This window comes from Enterococcus hulanensis, assembly GCF_005405485.1.
Taxonomy (GTDB): Bacteria; Bacillota; Bacilli; order Lactobacillales; family Enterococcaceae; genus Enterococcus_A; species Enterococcus_A hulanensis.
The window spans coordinates 169,207-184,380 of sequence record NZ_BJED01000002.1 but is presented as its reverse complement, the minus strand read 5'-3'; the positions used below and the strand labels follow the sequence as shown (position 1 = coordinate 184,380).

Here is a 15,174-nt window from a genome sequence, read left to right as displayed (position 1 = left end):
TTTCCCTCCTTATCAAACTAAAGCCGCTTTGTTTACTGCTTCAGACAATAACTGACGATTTTCTGCTAATGTATTTCCTGAAATAAACAGACTCGTACTTCCCAATACTAAGTTTGTTGCACCAGCATCTAATAAATCAGGAATCGTCGCCAGTGATACTCGCCCATCAACTTGGATATCTGTTGTTAAGCCTAGGTCGTCAACCAATTGCCGCAAATCAGTAATTTTTTTCAATGCATAAGGAATTTGCTTTTCTGCTTTATTCGTCGCAAATCCCGGGTTGATCAGCATTAAGCATACTCGATCAATCTCTGGTAAAACGTAGTTTAAAACATTTAAAGGGGTTGCCGGATTCAAGGCCACACCAACTTTCGTCCCCGCATTCTTGATCATTTGAATGTAGCGGTCAACATGCAGGCTAGTCTCGTGATGGAAAGTAATTCCTTCAACACCAATATTCAGCATCTCGCCGATAAAAAATTCATTGTCCTTCGACATAATATGCACATCGAAATTCATCGAAGTGATTTCCCGCATTCGTTTGATCGTTTCGATTCCTAATGGCATGCTTGGGCTAAATGAGCCATCGATAACATCGATATGCAGAGTGTCCATGCCGATCGCTTCTAAATCATTGATACTTTTTTCTAAATTCACCAAATCTCCACACATGATGGATGGCGATAAAATGATTTGCTTCTCCATAAGCGTCCTCCTACTTTCAATACGCCGATTTTATCCGGAAAAATCAGCGAGTTCGAATGCCGTACATCCTTCATTTACAAGTTCATTGTAATCGCTTAACAAACACAAGTCAATACAAACGCGCAAATTATTTAATTTTATCTGCATGTTTTTGCGCGTTTATCCGATTAAACTCAAATAAAATTGACACAAAAGCGCATACATGGCATGATAAACAGGAAGAAATAAGAAGGAGTGCGCAACATGCTGAAAGAGGAACGACATCAAAAAATTGTAGATTTATTAAATATTGAACAAAAGGTTATCGCCAGCGACTTGAGTCAGCGCTTTAACGTTTCTGAGGATACGATTCGGCGGGATTTAAAGGAATTGGATGGGCAAGGTCTTTTAAAAAGAGTTCACAGCGGCGCCTTACGTGTAGGACCGCCGATCACTGATTTTAATTATCGGGAAACTGTGGCTAGTGATCGAAAAAAAGAGCTGGCTCATAAAGCGCTGCCCTTTTTAAAAGAAGATTCCGTTATTATCATCGATGGCAGTACGACTAACTTAGCGTTAGCAAAAGTAATTCCGCAAGATTTTCGGGCAACGATCATTACCAACAGTCCGCCGATCGCCATGGAGCTAGCTCAGCACCCTAACCTTGAGATCATCAACATCGGCGGCGTCTTTTATAAGCAATCCATGATCAACATTGGCGTCCAAGCATTCAAGCAGCTGCAAAATATTCGAGCAGATCTCTATATTATGGGCATCTACAATCTTGATTTGGATGCCGGAACGAGCGTACCAACCACGCAAGAATCAGAAATTAAACGCGAAATGGTCCGCGTCTCTACTGAAGTTTTGGGAATGATCACCAACGATAAATTCGGGACCATCAGTAATCACATCGTGGGTCCTGTAGATGATCTGACCTATTTGATCTCAGAGGAAATCCCGGATAAGGTTCGTAAAGAATACAACAAACAAAAAATTGTCTTGATTGATTAAAAAAAGCCGAACGGTCATATCCTATCGTATTCGATAGAACTATGACCGTTCGGTTTCTTTTTGTTAAATATTAAAACTTGCGATTATACTGCTAAGTCTTCATCTAAAATCGTGCCCTCAACGACGATATTCGTATCGCCAATCAAGTACAGTTCATCATTTACTACGTTCACCTGAAGCTGCCCGCCCAAAACTTCAATCACCACTGGATTATTCTTAACTAACCCTTTTTTTGTCAGCGCATAGGCTGTCGAACCAGTTCCAGTTCCGCAGGCTAAAGTAAAATCTTCAACGCCTCGCTCATAGGTACGTTCCACAACGGTTTGATCAGGCAGAATATCATAAAAGTTCACATTCGCTCCTTTTTCAAACGCAGGATGATTCCGCAGCTTTCTGGCAAAATCAAAAATCGTTTCTAATTCAGTCATAGCCAGATCAGGCACATGAACGACTAAATGAGGAATTCCCGGATCGCCTAACTCGACGTAATCCACTGTAACCCCTTTTCCATCGACTTGAATCTGCTTATCTGCTTCAAAAACTGTCGGCGAGTTTAGCTGCACACGGTACGTTCGGGTATCTAAACGTTCTGCTGGTACATCCCCGGCAATCGTCTCAATCATCATTTTTTCCTTTGCGATCCCTGTTTCATAGGCCCAACGCGCCACACAGCGAGCACCGTTTCCACACATTTCTGCTTCGGAACCGTCCGCATTGAAAAAGCGCGCATAAAAATCTCCGTCACCACGAGCCGCTTCAATCGCGATCAAGGTGTCTGCTCCGACTGAAATCCGTCGTGTACAAACACGGGCCGAAAATTTTGTTAATTGCTCACTAGAAAAATTCAGCTGCTGATTGTCGATTAAAATAAAATCATTTCCAGCGCCTTGCATTTTGTAAAAGGGTACCTTCATACTCTAGCCTCATTTCAGGAGTTTCTATTTCAAAAAGCTTGGAATTTCTTCATTTTGAATAATTTGATCCAAGGTTTGTCTTTTTACAATAATCTCCGCTTGCCCCGCTTTTGTCAAAACAACTGCCGGGATAGCCAGTTTATTATAATTGCTGGCCATTGAATAGCCATACGCTCCCGTTGAAAACGTCGCGAAAATATCGCCCGCTTCAACAGTCGGCAGCTCGATATCCTTCACTAAAATATCGGTACTTTCGCAGGCTTTCCCCGAAACTGTCACTTTTTCAACTGCCATATCTTCGGCTTTATTCGCTAAAATACCTGTATATTCCGCTTCATATAGTCCCGGACGAATATTATCCGTCATCCCGCCATCGATACTGACATATTTCCGCAAACCGGGAAGTTCCTTGATTGCTCCGATTTTGTGCAGGCTGATCCCTGCTTCGGCAACAATACTGCGACCCGGTTCGATCACAACAGCAGGCTGCGGGAAATCTTCTTTTTTACAAAAATCCAGAACTTTTTTCATCATCGGATCTGTGAAGTAACTAAATGGTTTCGGCTGATCTGCATCCGTGTAACGAACACCAAAGCCGCCGCCGAAATTCAACTCTTTGATCGTATAGTCAAAGCGTTCCCTCACCATTTTAACCAAATCCAAAGCAATCTCCGCCGCCGCAAGATGCGAGTGATTATCAAATAATTGACTGCCGACATGGAAATGGAAGCCTAAGAAATTCACTTCTGGTGTGTTGATCGCATTTTGAATTTGCGGGAATAGAATATCCTCATCAATCGGAATGCCGAATTTTGAATCTTTTTGTCCCGTCGAAATAAACGAATGGGTCTGAACATTCACTTCCGGTGTAATTCGGAACAGGATGTCCACTACTTTTTGTTTTTCTTTAGCGATTGCTGAGATCAGATCGACTTCCTGCAGGCTATCAACGATAATCCGGCCAACGCCATAATCGATCGCCATTTCCAATTCTTCAATCGATTTATTATTGCCGTTCATTTCAATATGTTCAGCTGGAAAGTTTCCTTTGATCGCCGTATACAGTTCGCCGTCAGAAACGACATCTAAAGAAAATCCTTGCTGCTGAATAATTTTTAACATTGCTAAAGTCGAAAAAGCTTTACTGGCAAAGGCCACCCGTACATTTTCATACTTCTCAACAAAATCCCGCTGCAATTCTTGGCACTTCTCTTCTATTAATGTTTGGGAAAAAACATATAATGGTGTGCCAAATTTTTCTGCTAATTCGACAGTGTCGCAGCCATCCCACATCAAATGTCCATTTTTAGTTTCAAATTCCATTGTAAGCCCCCTTAATTATCATTCAATCCAGCGATCAAGTTCACAAAAGTCTGAATCCCTAAAAGCAGATTCACTTCATCAAATTTCATCTTTCCGCTATGGAGCGGATAAGTATAGCCCTTTTCCTCATCGCGAATTCCCAAAAAGAAAAACATACCGGGGATTTCCTGCTGGTACATCGAGAAATCTTCCGCGATCAAATATGGCGGTGTTTCTACATAATAATCCGCCGCGACCTTTTCCAGCGTTTCGACCATTTTCGGATCATTGTCTACCACTCGATACATATGATTGAAATCAACCACTGCTTCACAGCCGTAACCTTTGGCGATTTCTCCTGCTAATAATTCTGTCCGACGAACGACCTCATCATAAACCTTGTCATCAAAAGCCCGCATCGTTCCGTGTAAAACGACTTCCTTAGCCACGATATTCATCGCTTCGCCGCCATGGATCGTGCCAAAGGTCAAAACCACATTATCCAATGGACCAATATTTCTTGCTAAAATACTGTTTAAGCCAGAGATCACTCCGCCAGCCGCAACGATCGCGTCTTCTCCTAGTTGAGGCTGCGCCCCATGAGTGCTGACACCTTTAATCGTGATCGTTACCTCCGCATTACGCGCCATCATCGGTCCCGGACGGCAAGAAATTTTCCCAGCCGGCAAATCAGGAAAAACATGCAGGCCGACGATTTCTTCCACGCCTAATTTTTGTAAAATGCCTGTTTTCATAATTAATTCAGCCCCGCCCGGTCCTTCTTCTGCCGGTTGGAAAACAAAAACAAGCGTTCCTTGAATTTTTCCAGGATATTTGTGCAAATATGCAATGAAACCCAATAACGTCGCCATATGTCCATCATGCCCGCAAGCATGCATCTTGCCCGGTGTTTTGGAAGCAAACTCATAACCAGTTTGTTCTTCCACTGGCAAAGCATCGATATCTGACCGAAAAGCCAACGTCTTTCCAGGTTTTTCTCCTCGCAAGACCGCGATCGTACCTGTTTCAATCACTTCATAAGTCTCAGTAACACCAAAGGATGCCAGCTTGTTTCGAATATATGCGGCAGTTTGTTTTTCTTCCAAGCCTAATTCAGGTATTTGGTGCAATTCGCGGCGCATCGTAGTGACTAATTCTTCTAATTCTTTGACTTGTGGATCGATCATCGTCTCACTCATTTCCATAAATATTCTTAGAATAAATGTTCTTTAGATTAAAAATCTATTGATAGTTTCTCATATTATAGTATAGATTGCCTTTCTGGTCATTAATTTGTTTCGCAAATTTTCAGTATACAAAAAGAAAAATACGCCTATTGAATTCAATAGACGTATTTCTCATTAAACTGTTCTTGTTTCTTCTATTATAAGTTATCTAATTACGTCGGCATTTCACTCAGAACTCTTGGCACTTGAAAAGAGTGATATTTTTTGAAAATGCAAAACTGCTTCCCCTAAGTTTACGATCTGACCATTTGAAAGATACGTTTTCTCTTTTACTACTAATGCAGGGTCGTTTTCTGCTAATCCCAATAATTCAGCATCTTCTTTTGCCAGATAATCCGCACAGATTTTACGGTCAGCAAAGCCGATCTGTAATTTTAGATTTTGCGTTAAATAATCATAAATCGATGCTTCCGCAATTTCTCGTCCCAGATAAGGAACCACTTCTTGACGATAATAGGATTGTTCCACTCGAACGGGCTCATTATTCACATAGCGAATCCGTCTTAAATAATATAATGCTTCTCCCACATCGCAGTTAAGCTCCGAAGCTAATCTTTGATCTGCTTCGATCAACTCCAACTTCAAAATTTTGATTTTACTAGTTTCTGACTGCTGTTCACTAGAAAAACCTTTGATTAAATTTAAATTGGTACTTTCATCGAAATTTACTGGTCGCAAATAAATACCGCTCCCCTGTACTTTATACACATATCCTTCATCCGTCAGTAAATTGATTGCGCTTCGAATTGTATTTCTACTTGTATCAAAATGTTCGCTCAATTCTTTCTCTGTTGGCAATTTTCCTTGCCCACTATATTTTCCGTCGACTATTTCTTTGATCAATTCAGTAGAAATCTCATGATACTTCGCCATATAAAAACACCTCTGCTAAATAGTAGCCCTTTTCATTCATTCTGACACATTGTCTTTACTATTATGACAGAAAAGCATTTTTACTACCAGTTTACTTTGAACAGGATTTTTTAATGTCTAGCGGTTGATTGAACGAGCCATCATTGAAATCGTGTGTCGCGCACCACGAAGCGCCTTACTCATAGCAAGGATATTTTCGACAGGCGCAATACCTGAATAGCCGGCATCTCCTATGTGCTGGATGTCCACACCGCAGATTTTGTTTTGGATCGCGATTTGTCGCACCGTTTCTTCATCGGCACTTTCTTGACTGGTTCCAATAGCTGTCATAATAAGTGCTCCCGCTTGATGAACAGCCTTCACAGCGGCTTTTAAATCATCGCTGTCAAAGCCAGGCACCGTTCCCACAGCAGGAACCAAGATGATATCCGCCCCACTTTCAACAAAAGATTGAATCGCTTGGAAATCTGCTACTGGTTCATCAACGCCGGCTCCATGCATTTTCCCTGCAATCACCAATCCGTTATAATGTTCCTTCGCTCGTTTGATTGCCTGATTGATCTGCTTATTGGTCACACCTGTTCCGGGGTTTCCAGTTAAACAAATATAGTCAAAGCCTAGTTTCTCAGCTTGTTTCAGTGTTTCTTCATTCGCTTGACGACCTAAAGGAATCGTTAATTTATTCTCTGCCATTTTCGCATCCTGATCCACCGGCTCCAAGTTCACACCGATCGGACGTCCAACCAGCTTTCTTAATTTATGGATCAGTTCTTCTTCTGTTTCATCAGCGGATAATTCCAATCCTTCGATTTTCAAATTCAAGACATCCACACCATTTAGTAAAATCAAATCTGCACCAAAGGCCCGCGCTACTTCTGCATTGGTGATATCTCCTACCAACGACTCTCTTACAGCTACATTTTCAGAGACGATCGTTCTTCCTTCACTTGCTTTGATACTTTGCTTTAATTCTGCTGCTGACATTGCTAATAAATCTGATGCATTCGCGCTAATTAATCGTTTTACCATTTTTTAGATTCCTCACATTTTCTAGTTATTTGATGTTCCACTTTCAGCTAATACATTTTGACGCTCAACGGTTTGATAGAAGGGATAATAGATCAAGATATCCAAAATTATCAACACTACCTGCAATATAGCGCCGCTCATATGACCGCCCGTTGCAAGAAAACCGCTGATAACCGGCGGCATCGTCCAAGGAACAGCGATTCCGACCGTTCTCGCGACTAACCCGGAAGACATAGTAAAGTAGGTGACCAGTGCATTGACCATTGGCGCTAAGATAAACGGAATAATCAGACTGATGTTCAATACTACTGGAAGCCCATACATAGCTGGTTCATTAATATTAAATATACCAGGAGTCAATGTCAATGGAGCCATTGTTTTGGTTAATTGACTCGATTTTTTCTTGAGAGCAATAATCGTAATAACAATCACCAACCCGATCGTGGCACCGCCACCGCCCATATAGACAAAATTATCAATAAATGGCTGAGTGATGATGTGCGGCAATTCTGCTGTCCGATCCGCTTGATAAATCAACCGATTGGCATCAGTATTCATTAGCCAAATAGGTGAAATAATACTATTTACAACGTTCCCGCCATGAATCCCAGTAAACCAAAAAGCACTGTTTAAGAAAATCGAAATGACTGTCCCGCCGATCGTTGCTCCTAGCAACCCTAACGGACCGCCAAAAATCTTCAACAGCAGATCATGAATATTTCCGATCCCAGTTGCATCTAATAATGCAAAGATGACTAACCAAAGAGTGATGATAGCCGCACCAGGAATTAATGCACTAAAGCTTTTTGAGACTGCCGGCGGCACAGAATCCGGAAGCGTGATCTGAATATTATGATTGATAAACCAAGCGAAGATCAACGCAGTGATAATACCTAAAACGATTGCTACGAACAATCCCCGACTGCCCATATAAGCAACTGGAATCCCTTCCACAGGCTCCTCTCCACCAGAAAAAATATTCGGTGTCGCTACCAAAAAAGAAGACAGGGCAATTACACCAGCAGAGGTTCCATCAACATCATGCTGACTGGCTAAACTCTGCGCGATCCCAAAACTCGCAACCAATCCCATAATTCCAAAGCTGCCATTTGTCCCTTTGTTCAAATAATCAATAATACCGGTTTTTCCTAGCCAATCGATCCACGCATCAATCGGAAAATTTCCGATGATCAAAAATAATGAACCGATAATAATCAATGGCATACTCAATGTGATCCCATTCCGAATGGCGATCAATACCCGATTCGCTCCCAACTTTGATGCGATCGGCAAAAGCTTCTTCTCCAAAAACAAATTAAACTTATTCATTTTCTACACCTCTTTTTCTTAAAATTTAGAAATATGCATCGTGCTGAAACAAAAATCCCTATATTCTTTCACCTTAGATTCATACACCTCTTTCTATATTTGTTGGTACCAATTTAAATAGATGGTATCATATTGATAAAACGTTTACAACGGCTTTCTTATAAAAGAACATTTGCAAATTTCTATTAATTAAACGTTTCTATATAATTGTTCGCTCAAATAAAAAACACACTTCCGACCAATTTCCCCCTCGATTTTTTCTTTTAAGATATAATTGATCTGCTATACTTAAAGTAAAATTATGGAGGGTTACGATGATCGCTCAACCTGAAACATATACTAAAAAACAGGCAGTTAGCGCCCTATTTCTTTTCTTGATTGTTTTTTTCTTAGCCTTTTCTCAAGGTCTCTTTGTCATGAGTGATCTTCCCTTATCCCTCGTTAGAAGTTCCAATTACCTTTTTCCTATTTTAGATATCGCTGCTTTAATCATTTTCTTAGGCGTTTTTAAAGAGAAAGCAGAAAGTATCGGTATCCACCTCAAAAATCTTAAACAGAGCATGCTTTGGGGTTTTCTTTTTCTCGGTGTACAATTAATCTTCTACGCCAGTATTTCTTATCTGTTCAATGATGTCAGCAAAGTCATGCTAGGATCGATAAATTTGCCGATGGTGCTCTTATTTTTTAATAGTGCTCTAGCTGAGGAAATGATTTATCGCGGCTATATCGAAACACGCCTACAAGGGTTAGTCCAAAATAGGCATCTATGTTCAATCATTACTGCTATTTTATTTGTCCTCATTCACTATCCCCTCAAATGGATGAGCGGCCAGCAGCTTAACGCACTGTCATTCCCACATATTTTGTTGCTGCTATCTTTGCATGTTACTTGTTCTTTAACTTATAAAAAATCCAACTGCTTGTGGGGAGCCGTCTGCCTACATCTCCTTTATAATTTGGGGAATTCACTGATTATTTTTATTTGACGCAAAAAAAACGACGAAAACACATCTATCGTGTTTTCGTCGTTTTTTCTTAATCAATAAAGCCGTTGTTCTCAGCTACTGTTTTAAACCAGTGTCCGGATTTTTTAATCGTCCGCTTGCCTTCATTTTTGATATCCACCGAAATAAACCCATAACGATTTTTATAAGCATTGGTCCATGACCAATTATCCATACAGGTCCACATATGATAACCTAAACAATTCGTTCCTTCCTGAATCGCTTGATGCACATATTTCAAATGCTCGGTGACAAACTCAATGCGATAATCATCATCGATTTGTCCATCTTCATTGATATAGCGCTCCTCACCTTCGACGCCCATCCCATTTTCTGAGATAAAGCAGCGGATGTTGCCATAATCTTCCCGCACATTCGTCAAGATATCGTAAATCCCTTTTTCATAGATTTCCCATCCTCGATAAGGATTGATCTTTTTATCAGGCATATCATAATAATCGAAATAATCATCCGGCATTGGTCCATGACTTGGATCGATCGGTGTCTCTTTGGCTTTGATCCGGCGTGGCTGATAATAATTGATCCCCAATAGATCAACCGTATTATTTTTAATTATTGCCAGATCGCCCTCCTGAATCTCAGGAACAATATCCAGCTCTTTTATCACTGTCATCAACTCTTCAGGAAATTCCCCCTTCACCGCCGGATCTAAAAAGGAACGATTAAAGAAGGCATCCGCCATCTGAGCAGCTTTGACATCTTCAGGATTATTTTCATCTCGCGGATAGCTTGGCGTTAAATTTAAAATGATCCCGATCTCTCCATCCAAATCCATCTCATGATAGCTTTGTATTGCTTTTGCGCTGGCTAAATTTTCGTGATACCCCACCGCTACGGCTTCTTCCATAATGACATGATTCGGATAATGGAATTGATAGAGATACCCGCCTTCTACGGGCACGATCGGTTCGTTATGAGTGAACCATTTTTTTACTCGATCGCCAAACAACTCAAAACAGGTTTTAGCATAGGTAACGTAAGCATCCACAGTTTCACGATTGGTCCAGCCGCCTTTTTCCTGCAACGCTAAAGGCATATCGAAATGATAGAGGTTAAAAAATGGTTCGATGCCATTTGCGAGCAGCTCATCAATGTAATGATTGTAAAAATCAACCGCTGCTTGATTAACTGTCCCTGTTCCATTAGGAATCAAGCGACTCCATTGGATCGACGTGCGAAATGAATTATGACCGATCTGCTTCATCAACTGAACATCTTCTTGATATTTTTCATACACCCGAGAAGTTTTATCCGGACCTACTTGATCAAAAAATTTTTCCGGTTCTAATTCATACCAATAATCCCAAATATTCTCACCTTTGCCATCGCCGGTAAATCTGCCCTCGGTCTGTGGACCGCTAGCTGAAGAACCCCACCAAAAATCCTTTGGAAATGTATACTTCATCTCATTTTCCTCCTAATTCGTTTTCAAACTTTTGCCTTTCAAAAAACTGACCACCTATCTTCTACGACTATCATAAACAAATTAGAAATAAAAATCAATCATATTTTAAACTATGACTAGACATGTAAACAGAATCGTGCTAAATTATAGCTGTAATCGATTACAAAAAAATCTAGAGGTGAAGAAAATGAATGGGTTTATGGATAAACTGGCGGAGAAAATCATGCCGCTAGCAAATAAGTTAGGGCAAAATCGCTACTTGACTGTACTTAGAGATGCCTTTATGTTGTCATTTCCACTTACGATGTTTGGATCAATCGTTGTCGTGATTAATAATTTACCTTTTTTCAATGATGCCACCAAAGGGATCTTAGGTGACCTTTTTGGTAACGGACAAAATGCTACGATGAGCATCATGTCTGTCTTCGTTACATTCGGGATCGGCTATTATTTATCAGAATCTTATGAAGTAGAAGGTATTTTTGGCGGTGCGGTCTCCTTTGCGAGTTTCTTGATCCTAACGCCTTTTGCAATGACGCTGGAAAACGGAGAAAAAATCAGCGGTATCTTATCATTAGATCGACTTGGTGCAAAAGGAATGTTTATTGGAATGATCGCTGCATTTCTTGCAGCAGAAATTTATTGCCGTGTGACTAAGCGAGGCTGGCAGATCAAAATGCCCGACGGTGTTCCGCCGGCAGTCACAAAATCTTTTGCGGCCTTGATTCCGGCAGTCCTGACATTGACTGTTTTCTTAATCGTAAATGCAATTATGACCGGTGTCTTCCATGCGAATCTCCACGATGTCATCTATGAGGTCATTCAAAAACCTTTGACTGGTCTTGGCAGCAGTTTACCTGCTACTTTATTAGCTCTTTTCTTAGTCCAATTTTTATGGTTCTTTGGTCTTCACGGACAGATCATTGTCAATTCTGTAATGGACCCGATTTGGAATACCTTGATGCTGGACAACTTGGAAGCTTATAAGGCTGGCAATCCATTGCCCCACATTATTTCCAAACCATTTATGGAGACCTTCACTGTTGGCTTGGGCGGTTCTGGTATGACTCTAGCCGTTGTGATCCTGATGGCATTTGTCCTGAAGAAGAAACAATACCGCGATGTTGGTCGTTTGGCTTTGGCTCCTGGAATTTTTAATGTGAATGAACCAGCTATTTTCGGATTACCGATCGTATTGAATGCGACTATTTTGATTCCATGGGTATTGGCGCCTTTAGTTGTTACGACAATTAATTATTTAGTCATGGCTGCCGGTATTGTGCCTCCTCCAACTGGTGTCTCCGTTCCATGGACCGTGCCGATCGTGGCTAGTGGTATTTTAGCAACGAATTCTTGGTTGGGCGGAGCGTTACAGATACTCGATTTCATTATCGTCGGCTTTATTTGGTATCCATTCTTACGAATACTTGATCGCCAACCAAGTTATGACATCGAACAATAAACCTGAATAGTTAAGACAAATCCAAAAAGTTTGTCTTAACTTTTTTTATTCATTGTATAGACATTTAAACTTAGCTATAATCATATTGAGGTGATGATGTTGCCAAAATACGAAGAAATCGCAAATACGCTACGAAATCGGATCAAAAGCGAGACTTATCCAGCGGGCTCTCTGCTTCCGAAGCAAATCGAATTAGTCAAAGAATTTTCAGTTAGCCGTATGACTATCCAAAAAGCATTAGAAATCTTGACCTTAGAAGGACTGCTGGCTTCGAAAAAAGGCGTTGGAACGACTGTTTTGCACCATCCTTTTTTAACGAAGGATACTTCTTTTCTATCCTACTACGAAGGTCTAAGTGCAGAAATGGAAAAAGCCAATCGAAAACTAGAAAGTCAGGTCATCGAGTTCAACGTTGAGTTTCCAGATGCTTCTATTCAAGAAAAGCTGCACATTTCGGAAGAGAAGCCTGTCTATAAAATCATTCGTTTGCGAATTTTAGATGATCAGCCTTTTATCCTAGAGCATACATATATGCCGATTCAGGCTGTGCCAAACCTGAAAAAAGAGATTATTGAATCCTCGATTTACCAGTATATAAAAAAAGAATTGGGTATTAAGATCACTGGCGCTTACCGAACAATTCGCGCGGATAAAAGTTCTGAATATGATCAAAAATATCTTGACTGTGCCGTTGATGATCCAGTTTTGGAGATTCGCCAAATCGCTTATCAGCAAAATGGCGATCCGATTGAATATTCTCGCAGCCGCAACCGCTTTGATGTTCGAGACTATTCTTTTCTTGATATGAAAGGTAATTAAATACGCCAAAAAAGCCTATTTTCTTGAAATAGGCTTTTTTGTTTAGTCATTAATTGTAAGAGTTAACGTTACCTTACCGCCAACCGCTGTATTCTCTAACTTTAATTGTCCCTCATGATAATTGGCTACCTGCTCCACTATTGATAGGCCAATACCATAATTATTATTGATTGTTCGACTCTGATCCTGTTGCCAAAACATTTCCTTAGCATGCTTCAACGCCTCCGGTGAAAATCCAGGACCAGTGTCTTCAAAAATGAACGCTAACTTTTGTTTTTGCTTTTCAATAGTAATTTTTACACTTCCTGATGCCGTGTAAGAAATTGCGTTATTCCCAATATTTACTAGCGCTCGTGTCAGCAGGACTGGAGCAGCCATAATTGTAGTTAGATCGTGCTTGTGTTGAATATCTAACTCGATCCCTTTTTGTTTTGCTAAAGAAAGCAGTATCTTACTCAAATCATCCATGATAGCTTCGATAGCAACCGGTACCTTCTCCTCTTGAACAACATCGAAATTCGAAATTTGCTGCAGCAGATGTAGGTATTCTTTCGTCTTCATTCCTGAATCATGAATATGCTGAATTAGTTGTCTCTGCTCAGCATCTAACTCCTCTTCAAGTAAAAGCTCTGCGTTTCCATTAATTACCGTCAAAGGTGTATTGATATCATGAGTTAGGGCAGCGATCTCTTTTTTACGCTGCTGCTGGGTTTCCCATTGCTGGACTAACGATTCCTTCAATGCCCCTCTCATTTCTTCCATTGATTGCAGGACATGATCAAATTCTATGATGCCTGTGGCGGCATTGATTGCTGTATCAAGATTCTTTTGTGTGATCTGCTGGCTGGCCTGTTCAACCAAAATCAATTTGGCTTTTATTTGTTTGCTAGCTCTTCTGACATATAGTACAAAAAAGAGTATTAGCACAAATGCTGTTCCAATAATAAAAAGAACTTCAAAATTTGGAAAAATAGCTCTCAATCGTGCATTGGTAAACTGTGCTTTGTATTGCCATAAAAATAATGCATAGCTTCCATCTGAAAAAGAGAGAAAAGATCCTGTCGAATAGGACTCATTTTTATTTTTATAGCGCTTGACTGCATCCTCCAGTGATTCTTCTGACAATGAAGTGTTTTTCACATCGCCATTTTTGGTAAAATAGATATAGTCATAAAAATTAGGTTTCAGCTTATCTGGAAATGACGGACGCTCTTTAAGCTGCGCCATTTCGTTTCGCGCCTCTGTTTCTCCCGCATTTGCCGGAGCAATTTTTTCTGTAGAGATCAAAAGTTGAAATACTAGCAGCATCAATAATAGAATGGCTAGAACTCCCGAAAAAGCCAACAATAAAATATGGGTCACATACCTTGTTAAACCAATTGTTTTTATTTTCGCCATCGATAACCAATCCCCCAGACCGTCTCGATCGGATCTTCCTGATAATCTTTTAATTTTGCCCGAATATTTTTGATATGTTCAACGATCACACTGTCATCTGAATTCCCGGCATAGCCGAAAACTGCCTCATATAATTGCGCCTTGGAAAATACTTGACCTGCCGCTTCCAATAAATGCGCACAAATAAGATATTCAGACTTTGTTAATGAAATTTCGCCTGAATCATGAAATAGTTTCTTTCCTGCCAGATCCAAGGAAAAATTTCCGATTCGCAAAACATGCGTATGTCCTCGCGACTCTCGCCGCAAATGGGCCGAAACCCGTGCCCGCAACTCCGAAACAGAAAAGGGTTTGCGAATATAATCATCGCCGCCAATGCCCAGGCCATGAATCAACGCACTCTCCCCAGTTTTAGCCGTAACAAAAAGAATCGGACAATCAACTAAATCGCGCATTCTTTGACAGTATTCAAATCCGTCCTCTTCCGGCATCATCACGTCTAATAAAATCAAATCAGCGAACTTAGCTTTTTCAGCAGTTACTGCTTTTGTACTCGTAAAGGTTTCTACCTGATGTCCTTCACGCAGCAAAGCCGTTTTGATAAATGCTAAGATTTTTTCATCATCATCAATTGCGAAAATCGTCGCCATCTGCTCACCTCACTTTTCCCATC

At 40.6% G+C, this 15,174-nt stretch carries 14 protein-coding genes; 4 read left to right on the top strand and 10 right to left on the bottom strand.

Annotated features, from left to right (window positions below; translation table 11 throughout):
- Positions 1-12: 12 nt before the first annotated feature.
- A complete protein-coding gene (locus FFR60_RS03465) occupies positions 13-705 on the bottom strand; it encodes a ribulose-phosphate 3-epimerase (protein ID WP_137663030.1) in 693 nt (230 codons plus the stop codon).
- Between the two features lie 243 nt (positions 706-948).
- Here FFR60_RS03465 and FFR60_RS03460 point away from each other — a divergent pair, with 243 nt between their 5' ends.
- Positions 949-1,698: a DeoR/GlpR family DNA-binding transcription regulator gene (locus tag FFR60_RS03460; RefSeq protein ID WP_088935266.1), complete on the top strand. Its 750-nt coding sequence runs from the start codon at positions 949-951 to the stop codon at positions 1,696-1,698.
- A gap of 83 nt (positions 1,699-1,781) precedes the next feature.
- On the opposite strand, the gene dapF is transcribed toward FFR60_RS03460, so the two are convergent.
- The 6 genes from dapF to FFR60_RS03430 all read right to left on the bottom strand — a co-directional run bounded on the left by dapF (position 1,782) and on the right by FFR60_RS03430 (position 8,392).
- Positions 1,782-2,612, bottom strand: a complete 831-nt coding sequence (dapF, locus tag FFR60_RS03455; protein ID WP_137663029.1) for a diaminopimelate epimerase — start codon at positions 2,610-2,612, stop codon at positions 1,782-1,784.
- Between the two features lie 24 nt (positions 2,613-2,636).
- The gene (gene lysA / locus FFR60_RS03450) at positions 2,637-3,935 is read right to left on the bottom strand and encodes a diaminopimelate decarboxylase (protein WP_137663028.1); all 1,299 of its coding nucleotides are present in this window, start codon (positions 3,933-3,935) and stop codon (positions 2,637-2,639) included.
- A gap of 11 nt (positions 3,936-3,946) precedes the next feature.
- The gene (locus FFR60_RS03445; protein WP_171004857.1) at positions 3,947-5,101 is read right to left on the bottom strand and encodes a M20 metallopeptidase family protein; all 1,155 of its coding nucleotides are present in this window, start codon (positions 5,099-5,101) and stop codon (positions 3,947-3,949) included.
- 225 nt (positions 5,102-5,326) lie between these two features.
- Positions 5,327-6,034: a GntR family transcriptional regulator gene (locus tag FFR60_RS03440; protein WP_088935270.1), complete on the bottom strand. Its 708-nt coding sequence runs from the start codon at positions 6,032-6,034 to the stop codon at positions 5,327-5,329.
- 117 nt (positions 6,035-6,151) lie between these two features.
- Positions 6,152-7,063, bottom strand: a complete 912-nt coding sequence (locus FFR60_RS03435; RefSeq protein WP_137663026.1) for a DUF7916 family protein — start codon at positions 7,061-7,063, stop codon at positions 6,152-6,154.
- A 21-nt stretch (positions 7,064-7,084) separates the two neighbouring features.
- A complete protein-coding gene (locus FFR60_RS03430) occupies positions 7,085-8,392 on the bottom strand; it encodes a PTS sugar transporter subunit IIC (RefSeq protein ID WP_137663025.1) in 1,308 nt (435 codons plus the stop codon).
- A 314-nt stretch (positions 8,393-8,706) separates the two neighbouring features.
- Here FFR60_RS03430 and FFR60_RS03425 point away from each other — a divergent pair, with 314 nt between their 5' ends.
- Positions 8,707-9,378, top strand: a complete 672-nt coding sequence (locus FFR60_RS03425) for a CPBP family intramembrane glutamic endopeptidase (protein WP_137663024.1) — start codon at positions 8,707-8,709, stop codon at positions 9,376-9,378.
- A 49-nt stretch (positions 9,379-9,427) separates the two neighbouring features.
- Here FFR60_RS03425 and gmuD read toward each other — a convergent pair whose 3' ends face one another.
- On the bottom strand, positions 9,428-10,822 hold the full coding sequence (gene gmuD / locus FFR60_RS03420) for a 6-phospho-beta-glucosidase GmuD (protein ID WP_137663023.1): 1,395 nt from the start codon (positions 10,820-10,822) through the stop codon (positions 9,428-9,430).
- 187 nt (positions 10,823-11,009) lie between these two features.
- Here gmuD and celB point away from each other — a divergent pair, with 187 nt between their 5' ends.
- Together celB and FFR60_RS03410 are read left to right on the top strand one after the other, a co-directional pair.
- Positions 11,010-12,284, top strand: a complete 1,275-nt coding sequence (celB, locus tag FFR60_RS03415) for a PTS cellobiose transporter subunit IIC (protein ID WP_137663022.1) — start codon at positions 11,010-11,012, stop codon at positions 12,282-12,284.
- A 99-nt stretch (positions 12,285-12,383) separates the two neighbouring features.
- Positions 12,384-13,103, top strand: a complete 720-nt coding sequence (locus FFR60_RS03410) for a GntR family transcriptional regulator (RefSeq protein ID WP_137663131.1) — start codon at positions 12,384-12,386, stop codon at positions 13,101-13,103.
- Between the two features lie 42 nt (positions 13,104-13,145).
- On the opposite strand, the gene FFR60_RS03405 is transcribed toward FFR60_RS03410, so the two are convergent.
- Both FFR60_RS03405 and FFR60_RS03400 read right to left on the bottom strand, forming a co-directional pair.
- Positions 13,146-14,501, bottom strand: coding sequence for a sensor histidine kinase (locus FFR60_RS03405; RefSeq protein ID WP_137663021.1), 1,356 nt, complete (start codon positions 14,499-14,501; stop codon positions 13,146-13,148).
- Positions 14,489-15,151: a response regulator transcription factor gene (locus FFR60_RS03400; RefSeq protein ID WP_137663020.1), complete on the bottom strand. Its 663-nt coding sequence runs from the start codon at positions 15,149-15,151 to the stop codon at positions 14,489-14,491. Before FFR60_RS03400 ends, FFR60_RS03405 begins: the two co-directional genes overlap by 13 nt.
- Positions 15,152-15,174: the final 23 nt, after the last annotated feature.